This is a genomic window from Rhizobium aethiopicum (genome assembly GCF_900094625.1).
Taxonomy (GTDB): domain Bacteria; phylum Pseudomonadota; class Alphaproteobacteria; order Rhizobiales; family Rhizobiaceae; genus Rhizobium; species Rhizobium aethiopicum.
In genome coordinates this window covers 56,818-73,252 of the sequence record NZ_FMAJ01000016.1, presented here as the reverse complement: position 1 = coordinate 73,252, position 16,435 = coordinate 56,818, and the positions used below count along the sequence as shown (strand labels likewise).

The following is a 16,435-nucleotide window of genomic DNA, read 5'->3' as shown; positions in this document are numbered from 1 at the left end:
GCGATCGACGCCCTAATGATGGCCGGAAACGGTGCCACCCTGGCCGTCCGGCAGGGTGATCCTGATGTTCTGCATCATGCCCTGGTCCTCATGATCGAGGATGTGGCAATGCAGAACGAACTCGCCGATATAGCGCTGGTAGTGCGTCCGCACGGTGATCGTGTAGCGCGCCGACGGATCGGTGCCGGGATTCTTGATCCACAGCGTGTCCTTCCAGACATTTTTCAAGCCTGGATATTGCGGATCGCCGTCGTCATCGGCGCCAAGCGCGCTGACATCGTTGCCGGCCGCATCGACAATTTTGATGATCTGAAACGGATTGACATGGATATGGAATGGGTGGCTGACGAAATCCGAGCGGAGCGTCCATTCGTCGACTCCGCTCAGCGGCAACGTCCGGTCGATGCGGTTGGGATCATAAGGTTTGCCGTCAACCTCGAAGAAGGTGGCACCCGGCTGTTTCACATCGATGTTAAACACCAGTTGCTGCTCGCCGGTGACCTCGCCCGCGTCGATGTCCGGATGGGGAATAAAGCTTGAGAGCGACATCTCGTTCTTGAGGTCATCGATAACCTTGCCGGCGACATTCTGTGACATCGTGCGCTCAGCCGCCGAAATCAGCCAATCCTGAAGATAGGTGCCGATCTCGCCATTGACGGCATGGCCGCCTACTGCAGTGACTATGCCGAGAAGCCGTCGGCTTGGAGCCTCCTGGTTGACGCTGGCCGCTGCCGGTGCGGCGCCATCGATGATGCAGTAGTCACCCGCTCCTGGCAACACCACCAGCGCGTCAACGCGGTAGCCCGGTTGCAGGATCGCTTGCTGCCGCATCTGCACCTGCGCCATTGTCAGCCCGTCCTGGGCCACCACCCCATACGGAATAGTATCCTTGCCGCAATTCTGGTCGATCCATCTGTCGGTGTCCGCTGCCGCAAGCGTGCGGAACGCGGTCGTCCCGGTCTTGCGCCGGATTTCGAAATTGATGGTGTCGCGAACCCCGGCGTGTATCATCCGCCACCGCTCGACCGAGCCAGCCTCCGCTGATGCCAACTGACCAAGCACCTGGCCGTTGACGCTGGTGAAGCGGCCCGAAGCCGGCCAACTGCCAGGTCCGAACTGATCGTAGCTTTCGATGCCGCCCACCTGTCCTGGCTGGCAATCATAAGTGATGTCGCCATTGTTATCGGTGCAAGCATATTGAATCTGCTGTAGCACCAAAACCCGTTCGGCGATATCGGAGCCGCCCGGCTGCTTCAATAGGCGGTCTATATCGCCAGTCTCGGTCGGTGTCGGCATGCGATCGCCACGGATGATCAACGCCCCGGACATGCCACTCGACACCTGCAATGCGGTTGATCCGTGTAGGTGTGGGTGATACCAGAAGGTGCCGGCGGGATGCTCAACGGCGATGTTGTATTCATATTGGAACGAAACGCCGGGACGGATTGAGATCAGCACATTATCGCCATTGCCAGACGGATTTACCCAGAGACCGTGCGAATGCAGGTTGGTACCGTTGAAGCAATGGGGGGTATTGGCACTGCCACCGCCGATGCCGCAGGTGGAATCCTGAGGGAACAGGTTGTGAAGCGTTACCCGCACCGTCTGACCGGGCCGTAGATCGATGGTCGGTCCAACCAATGGCGTGTCGGCACCGGATAAGCCGGTCTGGCGGGCGTCTTGATAGCCGCGCAGTTTAACGTGGTCGTAGCGCGCCGTGGCCGGATTGTAGATCTGTCGGTCGAGATAGGTAGCGTTCATATCGAGCAGAACCTCGCCCGGAAATGTCTCCCGGCTTTGTTCGAAGGTTTTCAGCATCCCCTGGGATTTTGTGATAGGTTGCAGCATATAGGCCAGGGGGTTAGTCACGGCCCTGGCCTCTTGAGCGACTGCGAATAGCGCATGGGTGACCGAAAAAACGCTCGCCATACCGAAGATCGCAATTTTGTCAGACACAGACAAACAACCCTCCCAAACCTCTGCCCGGAGTTTTGTTCTCCCCGGGTCGAACCGCATCCACAAAGTTCTACTGCGTCACCATGCGTTCACCTGCAATTCGACTTTGACTCGCGCGCTTTCTCGGGAGAAGACAGCTGCCGCCGCGCGACGAGAAAGTTTCAAGACTCATGCCACTCTGGCCGGATCGAGCCTCAGAAGGAATCTTGTGCCTATGCTTCAAGGACTTCCACGAGAGCGCGGTAGGAAGTCGGGCGGAACAGCACCATGGCGCGCACCTGACAAACCTGACAGCAGGTGTAGTAGGCCCGACATTTTTGTGGGGAGCATCGTTACGTGCGGCAATACGCGTCTCACCTTGTTTGTTTGTCGAGCTGCACTCGAGCAACGCCTTGACGCTCATATCGCGGTCACCGCCGCGGGCATTAATGTCGGCGTCACATACCGTTCATCACACCGCCTAATCGGAGAGACACCACGGGCAGACTACGCCAGTTCTTCCGGCTCTCTGCGCTGCGCGATGATCTCGAAACAAGGTTGCTTGCTCAGGAGTATCGCGCCCTGCTCCTCGACGATCATTTCGACGACGGCAGGAGGGAGCCCTTCCACAATCTTCTCCTATGGACGTCTCTTATGGACGTCCAACGCGATATCTCAGATGCACGGAGCCGAGGCCAGCGGCTTCGGCGCTGATAAACGTGAGCCTCGCCCTGCCGGCAAGCCCATCCTCGCCGCCCTCGAATATGGCCGGTGTATTCGACTTGCCTCCGATCGCAGGGAAGATGACCAGGCTGACCTCGTCAACAAGACCCGCCTTCAAGAAATGGCCATTGGTTTGCGCCCCGCCTTCCAGCATCAAGCGCTTCACACCGAACTCGGTTCCAAGAAGGTCAAGCGCGTTTTTCAGATCGACGCCATCTTTCTCCGAGACGATATAGGAAACGCCAGCCTGGGTGAGGCCCGCCAGGTAAGCATCATCCACGTCAGATCCTGTCAGGACCACAAGGTGAGCTCCGTCAATGTCGCTCTTGTCCCAGCGTAGCCGACCGTCCTTATCCACGATGACAGCGAACTCGCCGGCGTCCGGGTTGGCGATATGGATCGGTCGCGCGGCTGTGCCGGTTGCTTGATAGGGGCGGTCGACGGCGTCCGCGAACTCTTCTCCCGTCGCTCTTCCCGAAAGCCAGGCGTCGGCACCGATCTTCTCATGCAGGCCGTCATAGATCTTCACGAGCTCATCGACCGAATGGCCGGTTGCCTCGGCCCAATCATTGACGATCAATCGGCCATCCAGCGGCGACATCATGTGACAGATTACATAGGGTCTGGGCATTGGATTACTCTCCTCTACAAACATTCCACCGTCAGTGACCTGCCTTCAACCAGGCTGCGAATTTATCCATCCAGTCGGGGTGCCAGCGTGAAAGCGCCGGCCGGTTCAGGATCATGTCGTCGGCCGCCCAGCGGATCCTTCTGGCATCGATCGCAGACGTAACCGCGTTATCCGGACAGATGATGTAAAAATTCTCGTCGAGCAGACGGACCAGGAAGTATTCCACCAGTTGCTCTGCGGTCCATGCCTCATCGGGTTTCGCAATGCCCTGCGGCTTGAGTGCGATGTTCATGGGTGTCCACGTGTAGCCAGGGACGAGGAGATGAGCCGAAACACGACCTCCCGTCTCCTTCAGAAGCTCGTGCGACAGCTGTTCGGTCAGGACTTTGACAGCTGCCTTCGCCACCGAATATGCGGCGTTACCTGGAGGAGTCGTAATACCTTCCTTGGAGCCGAGGTTGACAACGGCCGACTGGCGACCGGCTTCGATCATGTAGGGCACGAAGACGTGTTGCGCGGCCTGAACACCTCGGAAGTTTACATCGATCTGGCGTCGCCACTTTGCAGGATTGTCCCAAGGGCCGGCTCCTTGCGTTATGCCCGCGTTGTTTACTAGAACGGCCACGTCGCCAAACCGCGAAATCGTTTCGTCCCGCAACCTGGTCAGTGCCGACAAATCTGATACGTCGCCGCTCACGATCAGGATGTCCGTGTCGAGTGTCGAAGTAACATCCTCAAGTGCGTCGGCGTCGAGATCCAGCAGCGCGAGCTTCATGCCGCGGGCCGCGAGAGCCCTCGCGATTGCCAAGCCGATGCCCTTCGCAGCTCCCGTGATGACCGCAACGCGGCCAGGAGCAACGACGCTGTTCATTCTCTCGCTCATTTTTTGTCTTTCCCGTCATTGGACCGTCACCGCTGGAAGGTGTGCCGGACAAGCCGTCGCCGTGGAATTTTTCTCCGAGAAGCGTGCCGGCCGATGGCACCAGCGCAGAGAAGTCCATCAACGCTACTCGGGCGCTTGGGTCGTCGGATCATATCCGCGGGCTGCGAACGACCGTTCGATCGCACTATAAGAATAGGGTAGCGCGACGGCTACTTGAAGTGAGCGGGATCGCACGCACCGATGAGCCGTGTTCACTCAAGGGCCTTCGTGACGTAGGGAATGCCTGGCCAGTTCGACCGCGGACGGGACCAAAAAGGTAACGCACTCCTGGTCCCTGCCAGATCGGTGGATGATTTTCACTCACCGCCCCGATCAATTTTGCTCATGTAACCAATCGGCTCCACGGGCATTTGGTCACCAGCGCCTCGAGACGATCGTGGTGCTGACCAAACCAAAGGAGTGAAATCATGACAGGGAATAAACCACTCGCAATGATCACGGGCGGCTCATCTGGAATAGGCTTCGAGCTTGCCAAACAATTCGCCAAGAATGGATTCGATGTCGCCATTTCAGGCTCAAGCGACAAGGTGAACGAGGCCGCCGATGCGCTACGAAGCCTTGATGCCGAAGCATATCCGTTCAAAGCGGATGCCTCGACGTACGATGGCGTCGAGAGGTTCTGGACCTTTACGCACGGGCTGGGGCGCCCCTTGGAAGCCGCGGCTCTGAACGTCGGTATCGGTATTGGCGGCGCCTTTGTCGATAACGATCTCGAGGATGAGCTTCGCCTGCTTGCGATCAATGTAACCGGGACCGTCCATATGGCCAAACGCGTCGTCCAACATATGGTCAAGAACGGCCGCGGCAGGATTCTCATCACCTCCTCGGTTTCGGCGACCCTGCCCACGCCATACGAAACCGTTTACGGCCCGTCGAAGGCATTTGGTTATATGTTCGCGTCTGCGCGAGGAGTTGCGCTCGACCGGGGTCACGGTGACGGCACTCCTTCCGGGCGCCACCAACAGCGACTTCCACGCGAACGCTGGAATGGGCGGTACGAAGCTCGGTGGCCAACAAAAAAACGACAAGACGCTCGTCGCCCAGCAGGGGTTCGAGGCTCTCATGAACGGCATCGACCATATCGTCGGCGGAGATCAGGAAACCAAGCGCCAGGTGTTGGAAAACCGGACGACCCCCGAGCCCGTCAAAGCCGCGCGGCAAGCCGAATTGACCCAACCGCAGTGAAGGAGCACGTCATGTCACATCTGAAAAACAAGGTCGCCATCGTCACAGGGGCTTCCTCGGGCATTGGAGCGGCGACCGCCAGAGGATTGGCGGAAAAAGGTGCGCGCGTCGTCCTTGCCGGCCGCAATGAGGAACGCCTCAGTCAGATCGTCGAAGACATCACCGGTTCGGGAGGTATTGCCAGCTACAAGGTTGCTGATGCCACGGATTTTGAGAGTACCAAGGCCCTCGTCGCGTTCGCCACAACGACGTACGGCCCGGTCGATATATTGGTCAACAATGCCGGCCTCATGCTCTTTTCCTATTGGAAGGATGCCGCCGTCGGCGATTGGAACAAGATGATCGATACCAATCTGCGTGGCTATCTGCATGCGATCGCCGCGGTGCTGCCGTCGATGTTGGAGCGCCGGTCCGGCCGCATCCTGAATATGAGCTCTATCGCCGGCGTTCATGTCGGCGAGGCGGCAGGGGTTTACGGAGCCACGAAGTTCTTCATACGCGGTATTACCGAAAGCCTCAGGAAGGAGGTGGGCGTGGGTAGCGGGATCCAAGTGTCTATGATCAGCCCTGGCGTGATCGATACCGGCTGGGCCGACAAGGTTCATGACGAGACGGGCAGAAAGATCGCCGGAGAGCTCAACAAGCAGGGTATTCCGCCGTCGTCGATGGCTGAAGCCGTGGTCTATGCACTAGACCAGCCCCCGGAGATCACGATCAACGACATTTCGTCCATCCAACCCGGCAGGACTGGTAGCCCGCGTTTTCGAGAGCTCAGAACTAGAACCTCCGGGACTGTTAGACCGCCTCGCGGAACCAACCGGTGCCGTCTCTCGTGGCTGTGGACACGAAGATCTTCATTGCATGACGATCTAATCCCGGACGTTTTCGTTTTTCAGCGACCGGGCCATCTCCGCCGTCCTTCGCAGGATCCAACATGGATCACTAGGTCAAATTTTTGACTGCTTCCTCGGCCATCACATACCAAATACAGGGCCAGTTAAATAAGGATTGAAGGTGCCGGCCGGCCTGAAGCAAGGTCGGCGCCGGCAAGGGCGATCTTTTTCAGTACAAGTGCGAGTATCCATAACTCATGGTATCAACGCGGGCCGATCTGGCCGACCTTGAAACTTTCGTCGCGATCGCGCGTGCGGGGGGGTTCCGAAAGGCCGCCGCGCTTCGCGGCGTTTCCGGGTCTGCCCTCAGCCACTCGATCAGGGGTTTGGAGGCCCGTCTGGGCGTCCGTCTGTTTCATCGGACAAGCAGGAGCATCAGTCTCACCGCCGCCGGCGAAGTGCTGCTTGCCGAACTGGAGCCCCGTTTCCTCGGCATTCAAGCTGCGATGGATCTCCTAGACAGTTTCAGGAGCGGGCCTACGGGCAGAGTGAGAGTGACCACCCTGCGTGACGCCGCCGAGCTGCTGATCGCTCCTCGACTGCACAGTTTTCGCAAGAGCTACCCAGATGTCGAGGTCGAAGTCAGCGTCGAGGATCGCTTCATCGATATGGTCGCCGAAGGTTTTGACGCGGGCATCCGTTATGGGGGAACGGTTCCCGAGGGGATGATCGCGTCGCGTCTGACATCCGAACTCGAATGGATCGTAGTCGGTTCTCCGGCCTATCTCAACGAACGAGGGCGGCCCGCGCGGCCGGAAGATCTCTTGACGCACGAGTGCATCCGGATCCGAACCGGTACAGATCACCTCTGCAAATGGGAACTTGGCGACGGCGATCGCATGGTTTCTCTCGACGTTCCGGGACTTCTCACGCTCGGAGATTCGGAACTATCTATCCGCATGGCGGAGGAGGGAGGCGGTCTCTTTTATTGCCTGCAGGCCCGGGTCGAGGACAAACTTGCGGCCGGTTCACTCGAAGTCGTGCTGCCGGACTGGACCTCTACCGGGCCGGGTTTTCATGCATACTACGTTTCGCATCGACAGGTGCCGTCCGCTCTCCGGACGTTTCTCGACTACCTTAAGGCGCCGGTTGCGGGCGATTGAAGTGACGACCAGACGAGACAGCTTCACCAGGCAGGAGAATCGCACATGGATGGTAAGGAGTTGTTTTGCTGAGGCAAATCGACTCAAGAACTCTCCGATAATTTGGAGGTTCGGATGAATCGATTTGCCACCTGTTTTAAAAGATCTGCCCGACCCTCGGGGCGCAACACACGTCATCCGCTGATGTCGATCCTGTTCATTGCCATTGCCGCGATCGTTTGCGGCGCCGAAAGCTGCGCCGACATGGCCGATTCGGCGTTTCCAAAAAGAAGTGGCTCAAGACGATCGTGCCGCTGCCCTATGGCATCGCCGGCCATGGCACCTTCTCCACCGTTTTCCGCTGCCTCAATCAGGTTGCCTTCGAAGCCGCTTTACCGAAGCCTTTGCAAAGGGCATGGAAGGCGTGGTGGCGGTCGACGGCAAGGCGGTACGAGGCGCCGCCGCTGCCCCTCGTCAAGGTCTGGGCTGCCGGTTGCGGCCTGGTCATCGGCCAACAGACCGCGCCGGGCCGCAACGAGGTCCAAGGGGCGCTCGATGCGCTTGCGCTTTTGTCGCTGGAAGGTGCCATCGTCACCGCCGATGCCCTGCATTGCCGCGCCGATACCGCTCATGCCATCCTTTCCGCCGGCGGCGACTATGCCCTGGCGTTGAAGGCCAATCAGCCCGGCCTCCTGGCACAGACGATTGCTCGTCTGGACGACGTCGAGCCACTCGGCGTCCAGACCGCCGCCGAGAATGACCATGACCGCTGCGAAAGACGCCGTGCCTGCATCGTCGCCGTCAATGACATCGACTTCCCCGGCCTGCAGGCCATCGGATCCGTCGAGGCCACAAGCCGTCATGCCGATGGCCGTCTGACCAGCCATGTCCGCTACTTCCTGCTCTCCACCATCATGTCGGCTGCCGCCCTGATCGAGGTAACCAGAACTCATTGGCAGATCGAAAACAAACTGCACTGGGTGCTCGACGTCCAGTTCCGCGAGGATGCCGCCAGAAACCGTAAGGATCACGGACCGGCAAACATTGCTCTGTTACGAAAGATTGCCCTCAACCTCATCCGAGCCCATCCAGATAAGGCCTCCATTCGTCGAAAGATCAAGAACGCAGGGTGGGACGATCAGTTCCTCATCTCTATCATCGCTCATATGCGATAGCCCTGCTTCACCAGGGGAATTTGAGTGCCGGCAGAAAGCGGTCGCTCGCAGCCAGAAAAATAATTGGCAGCAAGATCGCCTGGCATCCTTTAACATGCCGAAAGCGGAAAAAAATACGTGACAGCCTCCGATCCCTCTCTGAGCGGAGGCCATCCATGATGGTAGAGAATCCGCAAGTCTTCGGCTGTCTGACACGACCAGCCGGTACGAATGCGGTACTGCCACGGCTCTCCTCCAGGCGCCCGTTTTTGATCTCTCGATATCTAAATTTGTGCAGACGAGCAGGCAAAGCTATAACGGCAGGATCAACGAATACTGGTAGCTCTCAGACAATCTGGATCGATATCAACCGGGAATGCCTGCATATGTAGGGAGGATTCAAGCACGGCGTGAGGGCGATGCAGACGGACGAGGCGGAGACGTCACGGAAACCCGAGAGCACCTGCATCACCTCGCTCGAGGTTTCCAGGCGGCCTTGTAGGAGACCCGCGGCGTAGTGCCCCGAAAACCCCACCGCGCAAATGCTGATTATGAAAGACAGTACGAAAATGATTACTCTGTAGCCGGAAACGGGACAACAGCCTGTCCATTGTGGTCGATCCTTGTCCATAGGCGGCGAAGAAACTTCATCAATCGGGATCCGCCTCCGAGGGAAGCATCGAATCATCAATGACGACACGAAAGCTGCGCGACCGAGGTTGTCTGTCAACAGATTGTCTGATAAAGCTTGCTAAGGTTCAAACTGTCTCACAAACTTGCGGAGGAATAACTCCGTAACAGAACCGGCGCTGCCGCAGCCGGCACAACTTTCACTGCTGAAATCGATTGCCGCGATGTCCCTTGTTTTCAATGGAAAGCGGTGACCGCATCTCGGCTATGTGAAGGCTTCGAACATGTCGTCGTCCTCGCGACGGCGGGACGCGACGCCTTGATGAACAAACGGGCGTCCTTTTTATGGATGGACGGCTCCATGGCGCCGAGATCACCAGCTTCCCCAATATGCATCTCGAGATGCCGATCTGGGACAGGTAAGTATCGAGATTCAAGAAGCAGAGAAGATGATTGATAAGAAAGCATTACTCGATAATATGACCTTGGCGGAGCAGGTCTCGCTACTTTCCGGCGATACGTTCTGGTCTTTACCGCCCATCGACCGCCTAGGGATAGGGAGATTGCGCTTGACCGACGGCCCCAACGGCGCCCGCGGGGCGGGGTCTTTTGTCGGAGGTGTGACTGCAGCGGCTTTCCCGGTGGGCATCGCCATCGGAGCGAGTTGGAACCCGGATCTAGCCAAGGAAATCGGCAGTGCCCTAGGTGACGAGGTTCTTTCAAAAGGTGCCCACGTCTCGTTAGCCCCCACCGTTAACATCCAGCGTAGCGTCACAAACGGCCGCAACTTTGAGTGCTTCTCTGAGGATCCGATCCTGACGGCGGAACTTGCAGTCGGCTATATCGAAGGTCTGCAGTCCACGAAAGTCGGTGCCACGATAAAACATTTCGTCGGCAACGAGTCCGAGATTGAACGTACAACCATCTCTTCAGATATCGATGAACGCACGCTGCGCGAAGTCTACCTGATACCCTTTGAGACGGCGGTGAAGCGGGCAAAGGTCTGGGCCGTGATGTCTTCGTATAACAAGCTAAACGGTACTTACACGGCGGAAAGCCATTGGCTGTTGAACGAGGTTCTGCGCGGTGACTGGGGTTTTAACGGCGTGGTGATGTCGGACTGGTTCGGCTCGCGTTCGACCGCACCCACCGTGAATGCCGGGCTGGATCTGGAGATGCCGGGCCCGACTCGCGATCGCGGCTCCAAGCTACTGGCTGCGGTCGAAGGCGGCGAGGTTAGTGTCGAGACGATCCGCGCCTGTGTGCGCAATATCCTGACTTTGATGGAACGCACCGGCGCTATCAACGATCATCGCGAGTTTAAGGAGTACGCCATTGATCGACCGGAACATAGGGCATTGATCAGGCGCGCGGGAGCGGAAAGCGCAGTTCTGCTACAGAATGACGGGGTCCTGCCATTGGCTCAGCAAGGTATGGTCGCCATCATTGGACCCAATGCTAAGGTCGCGCAGGTGATGGGAGGCGGCTCGGCGCAGTTGAACCCTCACTATGTCATCAGTCCGTGGCAGGGGCTGGTGGACGCGCTGGGTGAGGAGAATCTGTGCTACGCTCAGGGTTGCAACAATTATCGGTTTCAGCCGCTAATCGAAAACCCCACAACCTTCGAGTTTTTCCAAGGAAGGGAGCTAGCTGGCGAACCGGTGAAGGTCGTCGAGGAACCGTCGAGCCTTGGTGTATGGTTGCCCCCCGTGGCCGAGGGCTTTGTCGATCCCCTTCGCTTTTCGGCTAGAATGCGCACCATCTTCACAGCCTCGGAAGCCGGCATCTATCGCGTCGGACTAACCTCGGCCGGGCTTGGCCGGGTCTATGTGGACGGCAGACTTGTGGTGGACGCTTGGGCTTCCTGGATACGTGGTACCACATTCTTTGAAGAAGGCTGCGAAGAGGTCGTGGGTGAAATCACGCTCGAAGCCGGCCGTACATACGAGGTCGTCGCCGAGTACGCCCGGCACGACCACGTCAACCTCTATATCGCTGCAATTCGGGTAGGAATAGGCAGATTTTCGGCCGAAGCGGAGATTGCCGAGGCAGCAGCCGTCGCGGCAAAGGCTGATCATGCGGTAGTCTTCGTGGGCAGAACGGGCGACTGGGATACCGAGGGCTCCGATCTTCGCGGTATTGCACTTCCCGGTCTGCAGAACCAGCTTGTTGAGGCGGTAATTGCGGCCAATCCGAACACGATCGTCGTACTACAAACCGGTGGACCGGTGGAAATGCCCTGGCTTTCCGGTGCTCGTGCAGTACTGCAATGCTGGTATCCCGGACAGGAGGCTGGCAACGCGATCGCCGATGTGCTCCTCGGCAAGGCCGAGCCCTCGGGCCGACTGGCACAGACCTTCCCCGTGCGCTGGGCTGACAACCCCACACATACCGAGGATGACGCGGTCTATCCAGGTAAGGACGGCCATGTGCGATATGACGAAGGTGTGTTCGTCGGTTATCGGCACTACGACCGCCACGGCATTAAGCCGCTGTTCCCGTTCGGTCATGGTCTCGGTTATTCAAGCTTTGCGATGTCGGACCTGACGGTAGGGCTACCGGACGCTGCCGGCGCGGTGACAGTGACACTGGAATTGACCAACATCAGCGAGCGGCCAGGTTCGGCAGTGGTGCAAATCTATGTCGGCGATGTTGAAGCATCTATACCCAGACCGGTTAAAGAGCTGAAAGCCTTCTCGAAAATTGCCCTGGAACCCGGTGAGAAACGAAGGTTGCGTTTCATACTTGACGCCCGAACATTTGCCTTCTTCGACACGACCGAGCGGCGTTGGCGGATAGAGGCGGGGGAATTTGCAGTGATGGCTGGGTTCTCGGCCACCGACATCCGTTTGAGTTTAACTGTCACGCAAAAGGGCGCTGTCTTGGCGCTCTGAATGTGCCGCAAATCAATGACCATATTGGGCAGTGGTTGAGTTCCAACGTATGCAGTTTTGGCGGTGAAGCTGGGTGAGTTGAGTGAGAGAATGCCTCAAAACCGGTACTTGGTTAATGGCCCGGCCAAACACCGCCTGCGCCTCCAAAAACAGGCAATGTTTTCTGAACGATCGTAAGCGCGATTTTCTCCGCACCTTCTGCAATTGAGTGAGCTTTGGCATGAGGTGTCCACCCAAATAGGTGGACACCAAGGGATGGAAGAGGTGACCTGCCACTGAATTTTCATCCGGCGGCGATTAGAGCCTCGGCGGTTTTGAATACGCCAAGTGGCGCGGTGTGAGTGTGTTTCGGCGTGCAAATTTGACCCCCTTGGCGGGGTAATCGGCGTCCAATTTTGACCCCCCTCAGATTTCATCTGACCATCCGGCTTTTGGCGGCGGATGGAGTGGGAGTTGAAGCGAGTGGATACTATTGCGCGTGTTCGACGGGCCTTCCATGTGCAGGGCTGGTCGGTGAAGAAGATCGTCCGGGAACTGCATGTTTCGCGCAACACGGTCCGCAAGATTTTGCGTTCCGACGAGACCGATTTTACCTATGAACGAGAGCGACAACCGCTGCCGAGGATCGGAGCGTGGAAGGCCGAGATCGAGCGGTTCCTGACGACCAACGAGGGCAAGCCATCGCGCGAACGGTTGACGCTGATCCGGATTTACGAGGAGGTTCGGGCACTCGGCTACGACGGCAGTTATGACGCGATCCGGCGATACGCCAAGACCTGGGCGAAGAACCGGGGAGCCATGACGGCGGAAGCCTACGTGCCGCTCTATTACGCGCCGGGTGAGGCCTACCAGTTCGACTGGAGCCACGAGATCATTCTGATCAACGGCGTGACGACGACCGTCAAGGTTGCTCACGTCCGGCTCTGCCACAGCCGGATGATGTTCGTCAGGGCCTATATGCGCGAAAGCCAGGAGATGGTGTTCGATGCGCACGACAAGGCCTTCGCCTTCTTCCGTGGCACCTGCACGCGCGGCATCTACGACAACATGAAGACGGCGGTCGAGGCCGTATTCGTCGGCAAGGAGCGGCAATACAATCGCCGTTTCCTGCAGATGTGCAGCCATTATCTCGTTCATCCCGTGGCCTGCACGCCCGCATCAGGCTGGGAGAAGGGGCAGGTCGAGAACCAGGTTGGCCTCGTGCGCGAACGCTTCTTCACTCCACGCCTTCGCGTCAAAAGCCTGGAAGAGCTGAACGTATGGCTGCTCGACAAGTGCATCGCCTACGCCAAGGCGCACCGCCATCCCGAGCAGACCGAGCGGATGATCTGGCAAATGTTCGAGGAGGAGCGCGGCAGCCTCGTCCATTACGTCGGGCCGTTCGACGGATTCCACTGCGTCCCGACCTCGGTGTCGAAGACCTGCACGGTCCGCTTCGACAACAACAAATACTCCGTCCTCTCAACTGCGGTCGGCCGGCCGGTCGAGGTTCACGCCTATGCCGAGAAGATCGTCATCAGGCAGGACGGTGTGAACGTCGGTGAGCATCCTCGTTGCTTTGGCCGTGGCGAGACGATCTACGATCCCTGGCATTATGTCCCTGTTCTGGCACGCAAACCCGGTGCTTTGCGCAATGGTGCGCCGTTCCGTGAATGGGTCCTACCCACAGCGATGGAGAAAGTGCGCCGGCGGCTGAAGAGTGTCCATGATGGTGATCGGCAAATGGTCACCATTCTCGGATGCGTTCCCGCCGACGGTCTGGCGGCCGTCGATGCTGCCTGCCAGGAGGCTTTGGATCACGGCGTCTGCTCGGCCTCGGTGATCATCAACATTCTGGCCCGGAGCCGTGATCCGGCCCCGGCCGCAACCCTGCAAACCCCGGATGCGCTGCGGCTTACCCATGAACCGGTCGCCGACTGCGCACGGTATGACAGCCTCAGGAGGGCAAGCTGATGGAACGCACACAGGTTCTCGAACTGATGAGCACGCTGAAGCTCTATGGAATGCGCGGCGCTTACGACGAGGTCATGGGCAACGGCATCAAGCGGCAGCACGAACCGCCGCGCATCGTCGGCGATCTCTTGCAGTCGGAGATCGCCGAGAAGCAGGCCCGCTCCATTCGCTACCAGCTCAGCATTGCCAAGCTGCCGCTCGCCAAGGACATCGACGACTTCGACTTCGCCGATACGCCCGTCAATGAACCCCTGGTGCGGGAGCTGTCGACCGGCACCTTCGTCGCCGATCAGCGCAATGTTGTCCTCGTCGGCGGCACGGGAACCGGGAAGAGCCATCTGGCCATCGCGATTGCCCGCGCACTGATCCGCAACGGAACACGCGGGCGCTTCTTCAATGTCGTCGATCTGGTCAATCGCTTGGAAACGGAAACGCGCAGCGGCAAGCAGGGGCGGACGGCCGACTACCTCAACCGTCTCGACTTCATCATCCTTGACGAACTCGGCTACCTGCCGTTCGCCCAGGCCGGCGGCCAACTCCTGTTCCATCTGATCAGCAGGCTCTACGAGCGGACTTCGATCATCGTCACCACGAACCTGGCCTTTGGAGAATGGCCGACGGTGTTCGGTGACGCCAAGATGACGACCGCGCTTCTGGACCGTCTCACCCACCACTGCGAGATCGTCGAAACCGGAAACGAATCCTGGCGCTTCAAGAACCGCTCTCAAAGCTAAAGCCGAAGACGATCATCACGCGCACTTGGCCTACCCTCTGCAACCCCGGCCAGCGCCGGGCAGGCCAAGCGCTGATCTACAGCATATGGGGGGTCAAAATTGGACGCCGATAAGGGGTGAACTTTGGACGCCGATTGACAGTGACCGTTCTCGACTGTGGCGTCCTTTGAGTGGGGAACGACCGCCGTCAGGATCCCGAAGAGTTGGAGACTGAGGTCTTGTTGTAGATCGCTCCTCCGCTATGTCGATAGCTGGAGGATGTCACATGCCAACGCACGACAAACACTTCCGCATGCTTTCGGAAGCGGTACAGGCTTGGTACCGCTATTACGAGGTCGAACCCGACGACCAGGCGTCGCAAACCTTGTGCTCGGCCGCCATCGAGTTCTTCAACGAAGGCGCGAGATCGTTAGAGGATGTCACGACGCTGCTCATCGGCACCTATGTCGGCAGGTGGGCAACACGTGTAAACGCGCCGACGTCGGCTGCCGTTCACTGACCTGCCCGATTGACTGCATAACCAGGCTTCGCCCTGAGCATTCTTAATCGATCGACAGCTTCCAGCCGACGGCCACGACCTCACTGGAACCGAACTCGCCTCGCGACGCCATCTTCTGGAAGGGCTGGTGCCGGCAGGCGGCGAAGACGCCCTTCGACTGTCCGAGGAGATCGAGACGGACGGAGAGGTTCTCCTGCGCATCGCCTGCGACCACGGGCTTGAGGGGATCATCGCCAAGCGAAGGGACGCCACCTATCGACCCGGTCGGCTGGGTGAAGATCAAATGTGTCCAGAGCGATGGCTTTTTAATCATTGGGCATGAGAAGTCGACGGCGTCATTGCGGGCATTGGGCGGCTGCTGCTCGCCGCGCAGAGGAAAAGAGCTGGTATGTGGGGGGAGTGGGAACCGGCTTCAGCGAATATTCTGCGGGTGAGTTCCGGAAACAGATAGACAAACTGACCATCGGCAAGCCCCCTGTCGATACGGACGGAAGTGAAATGCGGTCTTCGTCGATCCGAAGCTTGTTGCCGAGATCAAATATCGAGCGTGGACGCACGACGGGAAGCTGCGGCACGCGTCATTTAAGGGGCTGCGCGACGCTGCTGATAACGCAGGCGTTTATGAGGTGCAATAATTCGCCGGCGCCGCTACGACCCGTAGCGGCCAATTCACGCCCGCGATGGGCTGAAATCCGTCCCTGGTCGCTGAATGAGGTTGCAGTTTACAATTTCTTCCGGTCCTCCTGCTTAGGTGTGATTATCCGCACGAAGCGATAGAGCCATGGAACCGGCTGGAAACCTGCGACACGACATCGAAGCGGCACTGCAACGTCAAAACTTGACGGGTTGGCAGCGAACGTTTCTTGCCGACATCCACGCTCGCCTTGAGCGTTCTGGCGGAAATGCTCGCCTCTCAACAGTGGCGAAAGACTTTCGAGATTCTAAGGCAGCGCGCTCGGCCCGCCCCATCGCAATCCGCGGTCGTTCCCTTTCCCCGATCTCGCCACCAGCCCAAGAAAATGTTCGTCCCCAGTTTTGGTAGAGCAGGCAGACGGCTGGCCATTGGGCTCCTGATCGTTGCTGCTGTGGCCGTCGCACAGCAGGTATCCGATTTGGGAGGGCAATTTCAGTCAACTCCGGCACAGCGAGGACATCTGTGGCCCAGGAATTCACGGTGAC

Annotated in this window: 10 protein-coding genes and 3 pseudogenes; 8 read left to right on the top strand and 5 right to left on the bottom strand. The window is 58.6% G+C overall.

Annotated features, from left to right (window positions below):
- Positions 1-12: 12 nt before the first annotated feature.
- From GA0061105_RS26040 to GA0061105_RS26030, 4 genes are all read right to left on the bottom strand, one after another.
- Entirely contained in the window at positions 13-1,962 is a 1,950-nt protein-coding gene (locus tag GA0061105_RS26040) for a multicopper oxidase family protein (RefSeq protein ID WP_016737399.1), read from the bottom strand.
- A 480-nt stretch (positions 1,963-2,442) separates the two neighbouring features.
- Positions 2,443-2,565, bottom strand: coding sequence for a hypothetical protein (locus GA0061105_RS33800; RefSeq protein ID WP_009982859.1), 123 nt, complete (start codon positions 2,563-2,565; stop codon positions 2,443-2,445).
- Positions 2,566-2,587: 22 nt separating this feature from the next.
- Complete coding sequence (locus GA0061105_RS26035) at positions 2,588-3,289, bottom strand: RibD family protein (RefSeq protein WP_008534164.1); 702 nt, start codon at positions 3,287-3,289, stop codon at positions 2,588-2,590.
- A gap of 31 nt (positions 3,290-3,320) precedes the next feature.
- On the bottom strand, positions 3,321-4,172 hold the full coding sequence (locus GA0061105_RS26030) for an SDR family NAD(P)-dependent oxidoreductase (RefSeq protein WP_008534165.1): 852 nt from the start codon (positions 4,170-4,172) through the stop codon (positions 3,321-3,323).
- 467 nt (positions 4,173-4,639) lie between these two features.
- Between GA0061105_RS26030 and GA0061105_RS34105 the strand changes: the two genes are divergently transcribed.
- From GA0061105_RS34105 to GA0061105_RS26010, 3 genes are all read left to right on the top strand, one after another.
- A complete protein-coding gene (locus GA0061105_RS34105) occupies positions 4,640-6,376 on the top strand; it encodes an SDR family NAD(P)-dependent oxidoreductase (protein ID WP_225884156.1) in 1,737 nt (578 codons plus the stop codon).
- 131 nt (positions 6,377-6,507) lie between these two features.
- Positions 6,508-7,413 carry a LysR family transcriptional regulator gene (locus tag GA0061105_RS26015; RefSeq protein ID WP_004674388.1) on the top strand — a complete coding sequence of 302 codons (906 nt, stop codon included), beginning with the start codon at positions 6,508-6,510 and terminating at the stop codon, positions 7,411-7,413.
- Positions 7,414-7,700: 287 nt separating this feature from the next.
- Entirely contained in the window at positions 7,701-8,567 is an 867-nt protein-coding gene (locus GA0061105_RS26010; protein ID WP_237353186.1) for an ISAs1 family transposase, read from the top strand.
- A 409-nt stretch (positions 8,568-8,976) separates the two neighbouring features.
- Here the strand turns inward: GA0061105_RS26010 and GA0061105_RS33495 are convergent.
- Positions 8,977-9,157 (bottom strand): annotated as a pseudogene (locus GA0061105_RS33495) (hypothetical protein); the annotation flags it as partial.
- A 468-nt stretch (positions 9,158-9,625) separates the two neighbouring features.
- Between GA0061105_RS33495 and GA0061105_RS25995 the strand changes: the two are divergent.
- The 5 genes and pseudogenes from GA0061105_RS25995 to GA0061105_RS25970 form a co-directional block, all read left to right on the top strand.
- Entirely contained in the window at positions 9,626-12,070 is a 2,445-nt protein-coding gene (locus GA0061105_RS25995; protein WP_016737400.1) for a beta-glucosidase, read from the top strand.
- A gap of 453 nt (positions 12,071-12,523) precedes the next feature.
- Positions 12,524-14,017 (top strand): annotated as a pseudogene (gene istA, locus GA0061105_RS25985) (IS21 family transposase); the annotation flags it as partial.
- Positions 14,018-14,022: 5 nt separating this feature from the next.
- Positions 14,023-14,757 (top strand): IS21-like element helper ATPase IstB, encoded by a 735-nt coding sequence (istB, locus tag GA0061105_RS25980; protein WP_064818141.1) that lies wholly within the window; start codon positions 14,023-14,025, stop codon positions 14,755-14,757.
- Between the two features lie 265 nt (positions 14,758-15,022).
- Positions 15,023-15,256, top strand: a complete 234-nt coding sequence (locus tag GA0061105_RS25975) for a hypothetical protein (RefSeq protein ID WP_016737406.1) — start codon at positions 15,023-15,025, stop codon at positions 15,254-15,256.
- 67 nt (positions 15,257-15,323) lie between these two features.
- A pseudogene (locus GA0061105_RS25970) lies at positions 15,324-15,891 on the top strand (ATP dependent DNA ligase); the annotation flags it as partial.
- Positions 15,892-16,435 lie beyond the last annotated feature (544 nt).

Coding starts and splice junctions, on each gene's coding strand:
- GA0061105_RS26035 (WP_008534164.1), bottom strand. CDS start 3,289: ATGCCCAGACCCTATGTAATCTGTCACATGATGTCGCCGCTGGATGGC.
- GA0061105_RS26030 (WP_008534165.1), bottom strand. CDS start 4,172: ATGAGCGAGAGAATGAACAGCGTCGTTGCTCCTGGCCGCGTTGCGGTC.
- GA0061105_RS34105 (WP_225884156.1), top strand. CDS start 4,640: ATGACAGGGAATAAACCACTCGCAATGATCACGGGCGGCTCATCTGGA.
- GA0061105_RS26015 (WP_004674388.1), top strand. CDS start 6,508: ATGGTATCAACGCGGGCCGATCTGGCCGACCTTGAAACTTTCGTCGCG.
- GA0061105_RS25995 (WP_016737400.1), top strand. CDS start 9,626: ATGATTGATAAGAAAGCATTACTCGATAATATGACCTTGGCGGAGCAG.
- istB (WP_064818141.1), top strand. CDS start 14,023: ATGGAACGCACACAGGTTCTCGAACTGATGAGCACGCTGAAGCTCTAT.
- GA0061105_RS25975 (WP_016737406.1), top strand. CDS start 15,023: ATGCCAACGCACGACAAACACTTCCGCATGCTTTCGGAAGCGGTACAG.